12 protein-coding genes and 4 tRNA genes are annotated in these 15,176 nt (G+C 40.3%); 6 read left to right on the top strand and 10 right to left on the bottom strand.

Annotated features, from left to right (window positions below; translation table 11 throughout):
- Positions 1-5: 5 nt before the first annotated feature.
- Complete coding sequence (locus J576_RS03960) at positions 6-467, bottom strand: DMT family transporter (protein WP_001984522.1); 462 nt, start codon at positions 465-467, stop codon at positions 6-8.
- Between the two features lie 117 nt (positions 468-584).
- On the opposite strand from J576_RS03960, the gene hemW reads away from it, so the two are divergent.
- On the top strand, positions 585-1,739 hold the full coding sequence (gene hemW, locus J576_RS03955; RefSeq protein WP_002053280.1) for a radical SAM family heme chaperone HemW: 1,155 nt from the start codon (positions 585-587) through the stop codon (positions 1,737-1,739).
- Between the two features lie 51 nt (positions 1,740-1,790).
- On the opposite strand, the gene J576_RS03950 is transcribed toward hemW, so the two are convergent.
- Positions 1,791-2,546: an SDR family oxidoreductase gene (locus J576_RS03950; protein ID WP_002053353.1), complete on the bottom strand. Its 756-nt coding sequence runs from the start codon at positions 2,544-2,546 to the stop codon at positions 1,791-1,793.
- A 112-nt stretch (positions 2,547-2,658) separates the two neighbouring features.
- On the opposite strand from J576_RS03950, the gene J576_RS03945 reads away from it, so the two are divergent.
- A complete protein-coding gene (locus J576_RS03945; protein WP_002053490.1) occupies positions 2,659-3,555 on the top strand; it encodes a LysR family transcriptional regulator in 897 nt (298 codons plus the stop codon).
- A 65-nt stretch (positions 3,556-3,620) separates the two neighbouring features.
- Here the strand turns inward: J576_RS03945 and J576_RS03940 are convergent.
- From J576_RS03940 to J576_RS03915, 6 genes are all read right to left on the bottom strand, one after another.
- Positions 3,621-3,696 (bottom strand) — tRNA-Lys (locus J576_RS03940).
- 22 nt (positions 3,697-3,718) lie between these two features.
- Positions 3,719-3,794 (bottom strand) — tRNA-Lys (locus J576_RS03935).
- A 22-nt stretch (positions 3,795-3,816) separates the two neighbouring features.
- Positions 3,817-3,892: transfer RNA gene (locus tag J576_RS03930), tRNA-Lys, on the bottom strand.
- 22 nt (positions 3,893-3,914) lie between these two features.
- Positions 3,915-3,990: transfer RNA gene (locus tag J576_RS03925), tRNA-Lys, on the bottom strand.
- A gap of 120 nt (positions 3,991-4,110) precedes the next feature.
- Positions 4,111-5,952 carry a long-chain-acyl-CoA synthetase gene (locus tag J576_RS03920; RefSeq protein WP_022575822.1) on the bottom strand — a complete coding sequence of 614 codons (1,842 nt, stop codon included), beginning with the start codon at positions 5,950-5,952 and terminating at the stop codon, positions 4,111-4,113.
- Between the two features lie 191 nt (positions 5,953-6,143).
- A complete protein-coding gene (locus J576_RS03915) occupies positions 6,144-9,473 on the bottom strand; it encodes an Rne/Rng family ribonuclease (RefSeq protein ID WP_002053441.1) in 3,330 nt (1,109 codons plus the stop codon).
- Positions 9,474-10,195: 722 nt separating this feature from the next.
- Here J576_RS03915 and J576_RS03910 point away from each other — a divergent pair.
- The 4 genes from J576_RS03910 to J576_RS03895 all read left to right on the top strand — a co-directional run bounded on the left by J576_RS03910 (position 10,196) and on the right by J576_RS03895 (position 13,216).
- Positions 10,196-11,128 (top strand): RluA family pseudouridine synthase, encoded by a 933-nt coding sequence (locus tag J576_RS03910; RefSeq protein WP_002053385.1) that lies wholly within the window; start codon positions 10,196-10,198, stop codon positions 11,126-11,128.
- On the top strand, positions 11,125-11,799 hold the full coding sequence (locus J576_RS03905; RefSeq protein ID WP_002053499.1) for an HAD-IA family hydrolase: 675 nt from the start codon (positions 11,125-11,127) through the stop codon (positions 11,797-11,799). Before J576_RS03910 ends, J576_RS03905 begins: the two co-directional genes overlap by 4 nt.
- A 70-nt stretch (positions 11,800-11,869) precedes the next feature.
- Positions 11,870-12,562: a helix-turn-helix transcriptional regulator gene (locus J576_RS03900; RefSeq protein ID WP_002053232.1), complete on the top strand. Its 693-nt coding sequence runs from the start codon at positions 11,870-11,872 to the stop codon at positions 12,560-12,562.
- Positions 12,563-12,610: 48 nt separating this feature from the next.
- Complete coding sequence (locus tag J576_RS03895; RefSeq protein WP_002053331.1) at positions 12,611-13,216, top strand: glutathione S-transferase family protein; 606 nt, start codon at positions 12,611-12,613, stop codon at positions 13,214-13,216.
- A 57-nt stretch (positions 13,217-13,273) separates the two neighbouring features.
- On the opposite strand, the gene J576_RS03890 is transcribed toward J576_RS03895, so the two are convergent.
- Together J576_RS03890 and hcaR are read right to left on the bottom strand one after the other, a co-directional pair.
- Positions 13,274-13,951 (bottom strand): DUF1345 domain-containing protein, encoded by a 678-nt coding sequence (locus J576_RS03890; RefSeq protein ID WP_002053205.1) that lies wholly within the window; start codon positions 13,949-13,951, stop codon positions 13,274-13,276.
- 258 nt (positions 13,952-14,209) lie between these two features.
- Positions 14,210-15,109 carry a DNA-binding transcriptional regulator HcaR gene (gene hcaR, locus J576_RS03885; protein ID WP_002053339.1) on the bottom strand — a complete coding sequence of 300 codons (900 nt, stop codon included), beginning with the start codon at positions 15,107-15,109 and terminating at the stop codon, positions 14,210-14,212.
- Positions 15,110-15,176 lie beyond the last annotated feature (67 nt).

Raw genomic sequence — 15,176 nt, 5'->3', positions numbered from 1 at the left:
TGAAACTAGCGCTGCAAGGTGAGTAACACACCAACAAAGATGACCACTCCACCAAGAAACCGTTGCCATGTAACAGGTGTCTTTTCGGTGCCTAACCAGCCAAAATGATCAAGTAACATAGAAATGACCAATTGTCCAAAAACGACTAACCCTGTAAAGGTTAAAAAACCAAGCTTAGGTGCAGTATAAATGCTCATGCTAATTGCATAAACCCCAAGAAATCCTCCGGTCCAAAGAAGCCAAGGAATATTAGATATTTCACTTAAAGAGGGTTTTTCAGCACTTTGGAAGAACACCATAATGGCCAAGACAATAGTGCCTATGAAAAATGATAACAATGCCGCTTGTAATGGTGAGTGTAATTGCTCACGAAGCTGAGCATTGATTGCAGTCTGAAAAGCCATGGCAACACCGATTCCCATAGCTAAGGGTAAGATCAGGAAAAGTTGACTAGAGAATTTCATCATTTTTATCAATATTTAAGTATGTTTAAAAACAGTCTAAAGCAATTAAGGTATGTTTTCATAAGCCCATTGATGCAGTCATGTTAAAATAGAAATATTGTGTAAATTGGACCTTGTTCCTTGGCTGTATTAAACCCTGCTTCTGTTCCGTTATCTTTATATATCCACATGCCTTGGTGCGTGCGTAAATGTCCATATTGTGACTTTAACTCGCATGCGGTGCCTGATGGTGCGCTTTCGTCAGAACTCGAGCAAATCTATTTAAAAGCCTTAGTGGCCGACTTTAAAACTCAAGTTGAGATGGCACAAGGGCGTTCAATTCACAGTGTATTTATTGGTGGGGGAACGCCTTCACTTATTTCTGCTAAAGGTTATGCATGGCTGTTTGAGCAGCTTAAGTCATTACTTAAACTTGAAGATAACTGTGAAATTACTTTAGAAGCTAATCCGGGAACACTAGAACATGACCCGTTTGCAGGCTATTTAGAGGCGGGGATTAACCGGTTGTCGATTGGTGTACAGACTTTTAATACAGATCACTTGCAAAAGCTTGGACGTATTCATTCAGCAAATAATGCTATGGATGCAATAGAGCAAGCAAGACAAGCAGGCTTTAAGCGAGTTAATGTCGATTTAATGCATGGTCTGCCTGAACAAACACTCGAACAAGCACTTTATGATTTAAAGATGGCTGTAGAGCATGGTGCTACACATATCAGTTGGTATCAACTTACTATTGAGCCAAATACCGTGTTTTTCCGAACGCAGCCTGTTCTACCTCAAGATGAAGTGTTAGAAGATATTCAAGAGCAAGGCGAAGCATATCTAAAAGCAAATGGCTTTATCAATTATGAAGTGTCAGCTTGGCGTAAAGAGCAGCCTTCAGCTCATAATTTAAATTATTGGGAGTTTGGTGATTACCTTGCAATTGGTGCAGGTGCACATGGCAAAGTAACACAGTCAGATGGCGTCTATCGTTTCCAAAAGACTCGTTTGCCGAAAGACTATTTAGCTAAAGTTCCAGCAGAACATTTACAAATGAAAAAGATTGAAGCAGATGAACTACCTTTTGAGTTTATGATGAATGCTTTACGCTTAAATGATGGGGTAAAAGCCGATTTATATAAACAGCGTACAGGCTTAAGTTTAGATGATTTAAATGATGTGCTTACTTCATTACGGGCAAGGAAACTTCTGGTAGAGGACAGCACTCGTTTGGCCTGTACAGAGCAAGGGCATATTTTCTTAAATTCGATACTCGAAGAGTTTTTATAATTAAATAGTCCTAAAGAAAAAGCCGCACGATTAGATGCGGCTTTTTTAATTTTAGCGGGTAGTATAACCGCCATTTGCGAAAATCGTCTGGCCCGTAATCCACCAACCATCAGTGACTAAAAAGCGAACGAGAGGCTCAATATCTTCAATTTTAGTAAGTCCACCTAAAGCTGAAGCTGATTTATGATAAGCGACTGCTTCAGCAGACTCTTGGCCATAAAAGAACGGTGTGTCCATTGGACCTGGTGCAACAGCAGTTACAGAAATCTGGCGATCTCCAAATTCTTTCGATGCAGCGCGGGTGTAATGCTCAACAGGTGCTTTTAAACCTTCATAGGTTGAATAGAGTCCAGTATAGGCTGCAAGAAGAGAAGTCACGATTGAACAGATTTTTCCACCGTTATTTAAATGTCGACCTGCCGATTGAATAAAGAAATAGGCAATTTTTGAGTTGATATCGCTCATGCTATCAAACTCTTGTTCTGTCGTTTCTAAAAATGACTTCTTTAAGACCTTTCCAACTGTATTAATCGCAATATCTATTCCACCAAAATGCTGCTTAGTGTCTAAGAATAGCTTCTCGATGTTATCGATATCTGTTAGATCTGCCTGAATTAGAATTGCATCTGCACCCAAGGCTTTTACGTCTGCGAGTGTTTGCTCGGCATCTGCTTGAGTTTCTGAACTATTATAGTGAATTGCGAGTTTTGCTCCTTGTTCTGCAAATTTTCGACTAATGAGTCCGCCGAGGTTTTTAGCACCGCCAGTAATCAATACAACTTTATCTTTGAGGCTATGAGTTGTCATGATGATTGTTCCTATGATGACTTGTTTTAATGTATTTTTAGTCTAGATTGGCGGTAATTTTTGATCAATTGTGCTAGTTTGGTTTAACTATTCAGAAAATACGAACAATTAAATGGATCGTTTGCAGCAATTTTTTATTTTTACAGAAGTCGCTAAACGACAAAGCTTTAGTGAGGTTGCACATCGACTCGATTTACCGCGCTCAACAGTAACGAGTGCTATTCAACAGCTTGAGACTCACTATGGCGTACGCTTATTTCATCGAACTACACGTAAAGTCAGTCTTACGCAAGATGGACAGCGAATATTGCCAGAATGCCAAAATCTTTTATTGGACTATGAACAATTAGAACAACTCATTCAGACCCAAAAACAGCATTACCGAGGCACATTAAAAATTTCGATGCCCAGTCGGATTGTGCATCAAGTAATTATTCCTGAACTGTCAGATTTTTATCATCGCTATCCAGATATACATTTGCAGCTTAATAGTTCTGATGACATGACTGACTTAATTGAAAAAGGAATTGACTGTGTTGTTCGGGTAGGTGAGCTAGATAGCAGTAGTTTAATTGCAAGATTTATTGGCCATTTGGTCATGGTGAATTGTGCAAGTAGAGGCTATTTAGAACAGTACGGTATGCCTGAACAATTAGAAGATCTATCTCAGCACAAACTCATTAACTATGCGGGAGCCGTAGGTGAAAAGCAGGGTGAGTTTGTATATCAAGGAGGAAGCGTGATGATGGATAGTGCTTTAAGTGTAAATAATACGGAAGCTTATAGTGCTGCGGCCTGTGCAGGTTTAGGGATTATTCAAGTTCCTTACTATGATGTTCAAGATAAAATTGAGCAGGGAATCTTGGTTGAGGTCCTGAGTGCTTATAGTGCACCGTCACTTCCACTTAATATTTTGTATCCCAACAGGACTTATATTCCGAAACGATTAGAAGTTTTTATGAATTGGGTGGGAGAGGTTTTAAATCGAAAATGTATCGTCATCTTTTAGTCATAAAAAGAAAATAAGATAACAATAAAAAAAGCCTCTCAAATTGTGAGAGGCTTTTTAGAATTTGGTGGGTCGTCCGCGACTCGAACGCGGGACCAACGGATTAAAAGTCCGCTGCTCTACCAACTGAGCTAACGACCCAAATAGGTTCAAAACAGATAAGTGGTGGGTCGTCCGCGACTCGAACGCGGGACCAACGGATTAAAAGTCCGCTGCTCTACCAACTGAGCTAACGACCCAAATAGGTTCAAAACAGATAAGTGGTGGGTCGTCCGCGACTCGAACGCGGGACCAACGGATTAAAAGTCCGCTGCTCTACCAACTGAGCTAACGACCCAAATAGGTTCAAAACAGATAAGTGGTGGGTCGTCCGCGACTCGAACGCGGGACCAACGGATTAAAAGTCCGCTGCTCTACCAACTGAGCTAACGACCCGTATCGTTTTGATGTCGCGTATTTTAGCAAGTTATTCAACTAACACAAGAGGAAATTTAAAAACATTTGCATGATTGCCTATAAAAAGCACGATTTCCTCTTGTTTAGCTAAAAAATGAACTAAAAACGGTATTTATATGCCTGAATGTTGTCAAAAATTTCAGTTGTGATGTCACAGTAACTGCTTGCACCAGGCAATAAAGCGAGTAAACGTTCAGAAGTTTTGCTCGGATTAAACGCATCTTCTTTCAGTTTATTCTTCTGATATTTAAATGTGCCTGTTGTTTCGACCTTTTTTTGTACACGTAAAAATACCGGTACAGCATAAGCAGGCAAACACTTCTTAAACACAGTGACCATTTCGGTTAAATCTGCATCATTTAACTCTTCACCATCTGCCAGCGTAATTGCTGCCATACCAGCACGGCCGTTGGTATTTGGAATTTCTACACCATACACAACAGCTTCAGCAATTTTTTCGTATTCACACACCATGTTTTCCACTTCAGTGGTCGATACGTTTTCACCTTTCCAGCGGAAAGTGTCGCCTAGGCGGTCCACAAACTGAGCATGACGGAAACCGATATCTCGAACTAAATCACCAGTGTTGAAATAAGAGTCACCTTTTTTGAAAACATCTTTCCAGATCACAGACTTGTTCTTTTCAGGGTCGGTGTAACCATCAAATGGAGAACGGCTAGTAATTTTCCCAATGAGTAGGCCAACTTCACCTGCTTTTACTTTTTGGCACCAGCCGTTTTTATCGCGGATTGGTTCATTTTTTTCTTTGTCGAACTGAACAATGGCATATGGTGTAGGAGAGAAGCCAACTGTGTTGTCAAAGTTGAAAATGTTGCTAAATCCGACGTTACCTTCGCTCGATGCATAAAGCTCAAGCACTTCTTTAACACCGAAACGTTGTTTGAACTTGTCCCAGATATTTGGGCGCATGCCGTTACCGATCATTTTGGTAACACGATGGTTACGGTCAAGTTCCGTAACAGGGGCATCCATTAGGTAGCGACAAAGTTCACCGACATATCCAATTGCAGACGCATTAAATTTTTGAACGTCTTTCCAGAATGCGCTAGTCGAATATTTACGACGAATTGCAAGGGTTGCACTTCCAGCAATTACACCACACCAGCAAACCACCACACCTGTTGCATGGTAAAGCGGTAAGGTTACGTACATAACGTCATCTGGGCCTAAGTTTAAGATATGGCCATAAGTACCATACGCTAATGTCCAGCGACTGTGTTTGAAAATAACTGCCTTTGGTAAACCTGTTGTACCAGAGGTGTAAATATAAAACAGGCCATCATTACCAGTCACAGAATGGGTAGTGGATGGGTTAAATTTTGGAAATTGATCAATTTGGTCAGCTAGATTGATATAACCTTGAGGTGCTGTACCCGAATTTTGACGGGTTGCCTGATCTGCGAACCAGTGGAAACGATCTTTAGGAACATTTAAATCCTGACGAATTTCGTCAATAGCAGCACGAACTTCTTCACCCGCAATAACAGCAATTGGCTTTACCAGATTGATGCTATGAGCAAGAACCTTACCGACTTGTGATGTATTCACAAGTGCAATCGTGACTCCAATCTTGGCTAAACCAACAATTGTTGCAATCAGCTCCGAGCGGTTTTCAATCATTACAGCAATGACGTCACCCTTATGTGCTCCCAAGGAGAGATAGTAATGGGAAATCTGGTTTGCCCATTCATTTAAAGCTTCATAAGAATAACTTTGATCTTCAAATAATAATGCCGCGCCTTTAGGATTTCGCTTAACAGCTTTTTCAAAAGCAATACCCAAACCTGTTGGAGTATGTGATGTTCTTAAATAAGCCTGTCTAAGACCATTTAGGATATGGGGTACTTTGGGAATGAAGCTAGGAAGTCTTGTGGCAACATCACCAAGCGTAATGATATCGGTCTGTGTTGTCTGGCTCATATCAATCCTATTTATTTTTCGATCAATCCAAAAAAGGTTGTGGGGCAAAAAGTCCAATAGTTTTCATGGTTCACCATGCTTTTAAAACTTTTCTTCTAGTGCAATCAACCTAATTGGTTAAAAATAACAAAAAAAACCTAGTCATCGAAATGACTAGGTTTGTTTAAATTAGCTGCAATTGAGCAAATGGCTTACTCAGCTACAGGATTAGCTTTTTTTGGCGGACGGCCACGAGGACGGCGAGGACGACTTGGTTTATCCTTGTCGGCTTTAGCGTCTTCTGTTTCAGCATCAGCTGCCGCTTCAGTCGGAGCCGCTGTTTCTTCAGGAGCTACTTTCGCTTTGCTTGTTGCTTTTGATGGCGCAGGTTCTTTTGCTACAGGAGCTTCAGCTACTGTTTCTGTAGTTTTTTCTTCTACAGGAGCAGCTTCAGGCTGTGCAACTTCAGTTGACTGATTAAGTTCAAGCGGTTGCTGTTCTGGTTCAGCAGTAGCTTGTGTTTCAGCTGGTGCAGTAGCAACAGTTTCTTCTGCTACAGGAGCAGGAGTTACAACTTCTTCTTGAGCAGAATGTTGTTGTTTCACTTGCTCAAATGCTTGCTCCGCAGCTAATTTTGCTAAACGGCGACGTTCACGCGGGTCATTTGCAACACGTGGAGTCGGTGCTTGCGATGGAGTAAGTGGAAGTACTGGTGCTGGTTCTGCTTCTTCAGCCGGTTTATGGCTTGGAAGTTCTGCATCACGAGTTACAGGCTTTTTCTCTTCTGTTTCAGAAGTTACTTCAACCACTAAAGTACTTGTATACTGTTCTGCAAACTTTTGCAATGCACGATTAAACGTTGGTACTAAACCAAATTGTTCAATCAATACGGTACAGTCTTCGCCATATACATGACGAATTAAGCTACCGATCGTGTGTTGTGCCAAAGTTGGTATTTGCGATGGCGCAATAGATGGCACAGCAGCTTTGGCTTGTTTAGCCTCACGTTGCTGACGACGACGCATACGTGGGTCATTGCTAGCACGTTGGATTTGTGGCTGAGCAGCTTGTTCAGTTGGCTGAGCTTCATTTTTTGCTTCAGCAACAACTGCTTTCTCTTCTGCAACAGGAGCTGGTGTTGACTCTGGAGCAACTTCAGCAGGAGTAGGCTCAACACGCTCAACTTGGCGTTCAGGTGTAAGCGCCACAATCTCGCTTTGACCTTGATCAACATTAATAATTAAAGCAGTGTTCATGACATCATGCTTAGGTGCATCAATCACATCAACTTTAACTTGTTTTTCATCAACAACAACTGGTGCCGGCGTATTTTGATTTTCATTTAATACGCTTGGATCGCGGTGGCGATTTGGACGGTTCGGACGCTGTTGATTATTGCGATCACGACGTGGAACAACATTTTCAGTTTGTTGTACATCATTATTTTGATGTTGCTGATCTTGCTGTTGTTGACGTTTTTGCTGACGTTTTAACTCACGTTGCTCTTGGCGTGACAACTGAACCACTTCTTCATGCACTTGATGTTGCTGTTCATGAGATTGGTGATGCTGCTCACGTTGCTCTTTATGTTTACGCTTTTTGTTGTTCTGACGTTGTTGCTGAGATTTATCATCTTTTTCAACATGTTCACGAACTTCTTGTTTCACAGGTGACTGTGAAATATAAGCGTTATTTGTTTGAACTGGCGCAACTTCTGCAACAGCCGGTACGGCTACTTGACCGAACTGACCACGGCTAACAGCACCCGTATTTACCATTTGCTCAATCGCAGCAGCAGCGTTTTGTGCTGAACGAGATTGATCAACAGTTTGCGCTTGTTTTTGAACAAATAAGTTTTCTAACCATGCACAAGGGCTTGCTGCTTTTTGAGCTGCAGGTTGCTGTACTACAGGTTGAGTTGTATGGCTTGTCTTTTTCTGAGCAGAACCATTTTTTGAAGCAGGAGCTGTTACATGAGCATGATCTGCTTCTTCTAAATGCCATTCAGAAGACTCATAACCTAACTCTTTCTCACTAGAGCGAGTTGCTTCAGTACGTTCATAGCTAGATGGAGCAAAACCATCTGGGTTATAAGCAATTTCGTAATGTGGAGTTTCTAAGTGCGGGTGAGGTAATACAGTTACACGTACACCAGAAGTTTGCTCTAAATACACCAAACTATGGCGTTTTTCATTAAGCAAGAAGGCTGCAATTTCAACTGGAACTTCAACCTGAACTTCACCATGACGTTCACGAAGAGCAATCTCTTCAACTTTACGCATGATTGAAAGAGAAAGTGAACGTAAGTCACGAACCATGCCTGTACCATGACAGCGAGGGCATACATAACCTGTTGCTTCTTCAAGCGATGGACGTAAGCGTTGACGGCTCATTTCCATTAAGCCAAAACGAGACAACTGACCGAACTGAATACGGGCACGATCGCTTTGGGTTGCTTCACGAAGTTTTGCTTCAACCATACGTTGATTGCGTTCTTTAGTCATATCGATGAAGTCGATCACAACTAAACCGCCAATGTCACGAAGACGAAGTTGACGAGCAATTTCTTCTGCTGCTTCAAGGTTTGTATTCAGTGCAGTTTCTTCAACGTCATGTCCGCGAGTTGATTTCGCAGAGTTAATGTCGATTGAAACTAAAGCTTCAGTCTGGTCAATTACGATTGAACCGCCAGAAGGAAGTTTTACTTCACGTTCGTAAGCAGTTTGAATTTGGCTTTCAATACCAAAATGAGCGAATAATGGCTCGTTTAAAGTATAAGTTTTTAATTTGTCTAATTGACGTGGCATTACTGCTTTAACAAAGTTATATGCTTCGTTATAAGCCTGTTCACTATCAATTAAGATTTCAGCAACGTCATCACGTAAGTAATCACGAATCGCACGTGTTACAACGCCAGCTTCCTGATGAACAAGCATCGGAGAAGGGCCTGAGCTTGCTGTACTTTGAATTTGTGCCCAAAGGTCAAGCAAGTGTTGTAAGTCGAGTTGTAATTCTTCTTGAGTACGGCCAATACCAGCGGTACGTACAATAACGCTCATACCACGAGGTACATTTAAAGACGCTAAAATTTCTTTTAACTCTTCACGCACTGAACCTGAAATTTGACGGCTAATACCACCACCTTTCGGGTTGTTTGGCATAAGAACCAAATAACGGCCTGCAAGAGAAATAAAAGTAGAAAGGGCTGCACCTTTATTACCACGTTCTTCTTTTTCAACCTGAACTAAAAGCTCTGTGCCTTCAGTAATAAGTTCACGAATGTTTGAAGTTTGACGTGGGTCTGCCTGAAAATAGCTGTTCGCAATTTCACGCATAGATAAGAAGCCTTGACGACCTGCGCCGTATTCAACAAAAACAGCTTCTAATGAAGGTTCTACGCGGGTGACATGGCCTTTATAGATATTGGATTTTTTCTGTTCTCGGGTACGATTCTCTAAATCAAAATCGTAAAGACGATTACCAGTGATAAGTGCAACGCGAACTTCTTCGGCATGAGTTGCATTAATCAACATACGTTTCATGGGTGTGACACCTAATAGTGACTCACACAAACAAACCAAACAAACTTAAAGGTTCTGAACGAACATCGAACATGACGGATCATTTCCCAGATCTCAAAATACTTGTGGTCTGAGTCATCTGTTACCGGCTACATTTAGCCTTAGCTTCGATTCTCGTCTGTGATGTAGGCAATACTGCTTCAACCTTTAAATCGGAATTCCCTTTTGCTTCACTGGCGGGGGAGCGGTGCATTGGTTAATGACTTTCACTGTCATTGGGCGCGAAGTGACTTCTTTATTGGAAGTTTGATACGGAATGCTCATCGTATCGGTGCTTTCGGCAGTTCCAATGCATCAACGCTTTAGCCTGAAGGCAACATTAAGGATCGATTTGTCTGATGTGTATCAGTTTACGTTCCATAACCAACTAGAGTTGGTAACATATTTTTTTGAACAAACTGAATTAAACGCAACAGTTTGTCATTTTGCCGATATAATAAGCCTTCGGCGTCGGCATAATTCTTTAGGACCTGTCCGAGCTGGTGATGAAAGCATCATTTTGATTGAGGTTTCAATCAGGGAAATTTCCCTTTAGATGTTCACTTACGGTGGTATCCGTGCGCTGACTATATCAAACCTTGCAGCATCTGCCTATGGGCTAAGCTTAGATTTCTTGTGAAAAAACTAAGCTAATCGGTCATTTATTAATCAAATTTCGTAAAATTTCAGGTTTAAATATTAGTATGAATTCTACACAGCAATGGCAAAGTGTCACTTGGTTTGAGGTGGATGAGCATCAAGCAGGACAACGAATCGATAATTTCCTGTTTTCACGTTTGAAGGGTGTACCAAAGAGTCGAATTTATCGTTTGATTCGTGAAGGTCAGGTTCGCGTAAATAAAAAACGTATTAAAGCCGAGACCAAACTTGCAATTGGCGACCAGATTCGCGTTGCGCCTATTCGTTATGAACAAAAAGATGAAACTGCTGTTCCTGTAAGCGACACTGTAGCTCAAGGTTTATTAAGCCGTGTGGTTTACGAAGATGAAGGCCTATTAGTTGTAAATAAACCTTCAGGTATTGCCGTACATGGCGGTAGTGGCGTGGCGTATGGTTTGATTGAGGCACTACGCGCGGCAACAGGTAAAAAATATTTAGAACTGATTCATCGTATTGACCGTGACACTTCTGGTCTGGTCATGATTAGTAAAAAGCGTAGCACTTTAAAGTTGCTACAAGATATGTTGCGTGAACACAAAATTCGTAAGACCTATGCCGCTATTGTAAAAGGTCAGGTAAGTCTTGATAAACAACTCATTGATGCTCCTCTATTTCGCTATGAGCTAGCAAATGGCGAGCGTCGCGTACGTGTATCTAAAGAAGGTAAGCCAAGTAAAACTGAATGGGTGGTTGCAGAGCGCTTTAAAAATGCCACACTGGTTCATGCTTCGCCTTTATCGGGTCGTACCCATCAAATTCGTGTACATGGTTTAAGTATTGGACATCCTTTGCTGGGTGACGATAAATATGGTCACAACACTGCTTATTCGGGTCCTGAAGCACGTCGTCTATGTTTACATGCGATGCGTTTAGATATTCCCGGTTATCCAACGATTGAAGCACCGTTACCAGAAGACATGACCCAGTTATTAGAGGCTTTGAGAGTAGCAAAATGAGTCTGAAAACCGAATTAGTGATTTTTGACTGGGATGGTACTTTATATAATTCTGTCGGTCAGATTGTTGCAAGTTTACAGCATGCGGCTGAGCAGCATGAGTTAACGCTAACGGATGAAGCCGCAAAAAGTATTATTGGTTTAGGTTTACCGGAAGTGATGCAAACTTTATTTCCGGAAACACCAGAGCTACATGAATCGATTTTAAAAGCATATGGCGATCACTATATTGCCAACTCGACAAATGATGCATGGTTCGAGGGTATTTCTGATTTACTTCATGACTTAAAAGCTCAAGGTTTAAAACTTGCGGTAGCAACAGGTAAAAACCGCCGTGGGTTAGACCGTGTGATTGCAAAAACACAGAGTACTCATCTTTTTGATGTGACTCGAGCAGCCAATGAAACCCGTTCAAAACCAGATCCACTCATGTTGCAGGAAATTTTGAATGTAACAGGGGTAAGCGTCGAGCGCGCCATAATGATTGGTGATAGTAGCTATGATCTTGAGATGGCACAGCGTTTAGGTATGCCACGTATTGGTGTTGGCTATGGTGTGCATTCGATCGAAGTTCTACAACAGTTCCAGCCTTTAACGATTGCTAAAGATGTACCTGAACTGCACAACTTTTTAAGAGAGTATGCAAAGTTATCTAATGCAGATGTAGCGTAATTTAGAATGATATAAGAAGGGGGAATTTATTCCCTCTTATTGTATGACCAATAACAATAAGACGAGAAAAATGAGCCGTTCTATTCGTTTATTAAATCTTTTACAGCAACTTCGTGAATCCCGTTATCCAGTGACTGCACACGTCTTGGCTGAGCGTATGGGAATTAGTGTTCGTAGTATTTACCGCGATATTGATAGTCTACGAGCCCAAGGTGTGAGAATCGATGCATCAGCGGGTTTAGGATTTCGGCTTAAAGAAGACATAGTATTGCCACCAATGACGCTCAATGAAAATGAAGTTGAAGCTATTTTTCTGGCGTTGTATTGGTTGAAGAGTGTACCCGATCAATCTTTACAATCGGCTTCTACATCAATCTTAGCTAAATTAAATTCTGTGCTGCCTGAACATCGCCAATATTTATTACAGCAAACAACCTTAAGAGCATTTAACACATGGCTGCCTGTAGATAAAAATCAGGTTGAACAAGTACGTTTAGCCATTCGGCAGCAAGTCAAAATTACAATGCATTATCATGATGAACAACAACGAAGTAGCGTTCGAACCTTGTGGCCATTTGCCTTGGGATACTTTAATGACAAAATTGTGTTGGCCGCATGGTGTGAACTAAGGCAGGACTTTCGACATTTTAGAATGGATCGTATTCAACACTTAAGTTTAACCCAAGAATTATATCCATCATTTAAGCAGCAACTCTTCCAGCAGTGGTGGGCACAAGAATCGCAGACTACTGACAAAAACTGACAAAAGATATTTGTAGACTAGAACCACGATAAACAAGGAGCCATAAAAATGAGCCTTAAACTTTATACTAACAAAGAATCGCGTGGTGTAGTGATCGACTGGCTTTTAGTCGAGCTTGGTGTTGAATGTGAACGTATTGAAGTTGCATACCGAACCGAGATGAAGTCACCAGAATATTTAAAAATTAATCCTTTTGGAAAAGTACCTGTATTGGTAGATGGCGATGTTGTTATTTATGAGTTAGGGGCAATTTGCGCATATCTTGCGGACAAGTTTAGTGACAAAGGCTTGGCACCAGCCTTGAATGATCCGAAGCGTGGTTTGTACTATCGTTGGTTATTTATGATGGCTGGACCTTGGGAAGCTGCTGGCGTTGATAAAGCTCTAGGAATAAAAGTATCTCCTGAGCAAAAAATGTTTGTGAGTTATGGTGATTACAACGATGCTTACCAAGCTTTGATTCAAGGGCTGAGTGAGGCTAATCCATACTTATGTGGTGAACAGTTTACGGCAGCAGATGTCAGCGTGGGCGCGATGTTGTTATGGCAATTGAAAATGAACACGATTGAATCACACCCTACCATTACACGTTATGTTGAAACGATTAAACAACGTGAAGGGTTAAAACAAAGCAGTATGGGTGGATTATTGTAAACCTATGCTGCTTCGAGCCACCTTTTAAGGTGGCTTTTTGTTTTTTAATCAAAAGCTTTAATTGCTAATAAAACCCGCAGCGACGTTAATACAAATTGCTAAAATAGTCGTGTTAAAGCCAAATGCCAGAACGAAATGAAATAAGTTTAGCAAACGCATATGCCTAGTGGTAACCGATACATCTGCTGTTTGTGCTGAAGTACCAATAATATAACTAAAATATAAGAAATCAGGATATGTTGGATTTTTGGTCCCTGGAAAATCTAATCCACCACTTTCTTCATTTCTGGATAAAGCCATGTAAAAGTCATGTGCATAGTGCAAGGCGAAAACGGTGTGCATAAAAAGCCATGCTGAAACAATGGTAAGTAAAGCTAAAGCAACATGTCCTAATTTTGCATAATGGTCAGAAGGAAGCTGAGACAGCTGTACTAATATAGCAACTAGACACATAGAAATTGCAAGTAAAACAATCAGCATAATGACCCATTTGCTTTCATCTTGTTTTTTAGCTTGCTGCTGCATTTGAGAGTGATCAGCATTTTTCATAAGTTTGAAAACATTCAATAAATATAAGCCAATCGAACCGTTCCAGCTTACTAATAAAATAGTAGACCATTTCCATGCGGTAAACCAAGTCAATAGAATTCCGGCAATAACGCCAACGAATAAAGCAATAAAGAAGTGAGGTCGGTTTTTTACGCTACGCCCCAAATGCTTTAATAGTCCCAACATTTACTCGACTCTCCTTATGCCGTAAAAACTATTTTTTTACTATTTGGTTAATTTAACATTAAGTTTTATATATTGTTTATACTTTTGATTGTCTTTTTAAATAATATTTTTGATAAGCTAAAATATAAAAAATTATCGCAATTTAAATAATGGATCAAAAGTATAAAATAAATCTTAAGCTCATTTATTTTATACTTTAATTTAGATTTTCTAACTAATTTATTATTGCCAAATAAAGTTAACTTTAATTTGTCGTATTTAATCGAGATTCTTATCAAGATGAAACACTTTATTGAGCTGGTCAATAAATCTTTTAACACCTACAGATTCTGTATTTTTACGATAACTGACAAATAAATCTAAAGAAGGTAAATCCACATCTAAAGGGCGAACTACTGTATTTGATACACCTAGAGGTGCAACATAGGCTGGTAAAATCGTACAACCTAGACCTGACCCAATCGAATTAATATTGAGTAAAATACTATCGGCCTTTTGTACGATATTCAGATCAATACCATGAGTTTTAGTAAATTCTAAAATAGTATTGTGCAGCGTATTCGATTGTTCGGCGGCAGGAATAATAAAATCTATACCGTGTAAAGCTTTTACAGGAATGCGTTCATATTTAGCCAAAGGATGGTTTCTAGGTAATAAAAAAATTAATGGTTCTGTTAAAACAAATTGGCTTTGGATTTCATCGGTTTCGGTATTATCACGAGTGAAGGTGATGTCGAGTTCACCTCTTTTTAATGCTTTGAGTTGTTCTGTATTATTTAAGCTTGATAGTTCAATGGTCAGGTCAGGATGTTGTAATCGTAGATTAGGAAGTACGTACGGGAAAATTTTCATTTCTGCAATGGGGACAAAACCAATACGTAATAATTGTTGTTTGGCCTTTGAGACTTGACGTGCCATCGCTACAGCTTTATCTGCTTGAGCAAGTGTTAAACGGGCATGTTCTAAAAATACTTCACCTTCTTCAGTTAACTCGACTTTACGTTTTGTGCGGTTTAAAAGTCGTACACCGACATCTTCTTCTAAATCTTTAATTTGTTGGCTAAGGGAGGGTTGAGCAGTATAGAGTTTTAGAGCGGCCTTACTAAAATTTAATTCTTCAGCAACAGTGATGAAATATCGAAGATGGCGTAATTCCATAAGACTAATCCAAAAAATGTCTTACTATGATTTAAGTAAAGTATAAAGCATAAAACTATATAGCGTG

The sequence above is a fragment of the Acinetobacter sp. 766875 genome, from assembly GCF_000582055.1.
GTDB classification, from domain to species: Bacteria; Pseudomonadota; Gammaproteobacteria; order Pseudomonadales; family Moraxellaceae; genus Acinetobacter; species Acinetobacter nosocomialis.
This window is presented reverse-complemented; position numbering and strand designations above follow the sequence as displayed.

Bases quoted from the DNA above. Each gene is read 5' to 3' on its own strand.
- J576_RS03960 (WP_001984522.1), bottom strand. From the start codon at position 467: ATGATGAAATTCTCTAGTCAACTTTTCCTGATCTTACCCTTAGCTATG.
- J576_RS03950 (WP_002053353.1), bottom strand. From the start codon at position 2,546: ATGACAACTCATAGCCTCAAAGATAAAGTTGTATTGATTACTGGCGGT.
- J576_RS03945 (WP_002053490.1), top strand. From the start codon at position 2,659: ATGGATCGTTTGCAGCAATTTTTTATTTTTACAGAAGTCGCTAAACGA.
- J576_RS03920 (WP_022575822.1), bottom strand. From the start codon at position 5,952: ATGAGCCAGACAACACAGACCGATATCATTACGCTTGGTGATGTTGCC.
- J576_RS03915 (WP_002053441.1), bottom strand. From the start codon at position 9,473: ATGAAACGTATGTTGATTAATGCAACTCATGCCGAAGAAGTTCGCGTT.
- J576_RS03910 (WP_002053385.1), top strand. From the start codon at position 10,196: ATGAATTCTACACAGCAATGGCAAAGTGTCACTTGGTTTGAGGTGGAT.
- J576_RS03905 (WP_002053499.1), top strand. From the start codon at position 11,125: ATGAGTCTGAAAACCGAATTAGTGATTTTTGACTGGGATGGTACTTTA.
- J576_RS03900 (WP_002053232.1), top strand. From the start codon at position 11,870: ATGAGCCGTTCTATTCGTTTATTAAATCTTTTACAGCAACTTCGTGAA.
- J576_RS03895 (WP_002053331.1), top strand. From the start codon at position 12,611: ATGAGCCTTAAACTTTATACTAACAAAGAATCGCGTGGTGTAGTGATC.
- J576_RS03890 (WP_002053205.1), bottom strand. From the start codon at position 13,951: ATGTTGGGACTATTAAAGCATTTGGGGCGTAGCGTAAAAAACCGACCT.
- hcaR (WP_002053339.1), bottom strand. From the start codon at position 15,109: ATGGAATTACGCCATCTTCGATATTTCATCACTGTTGCTGAAGAATTA.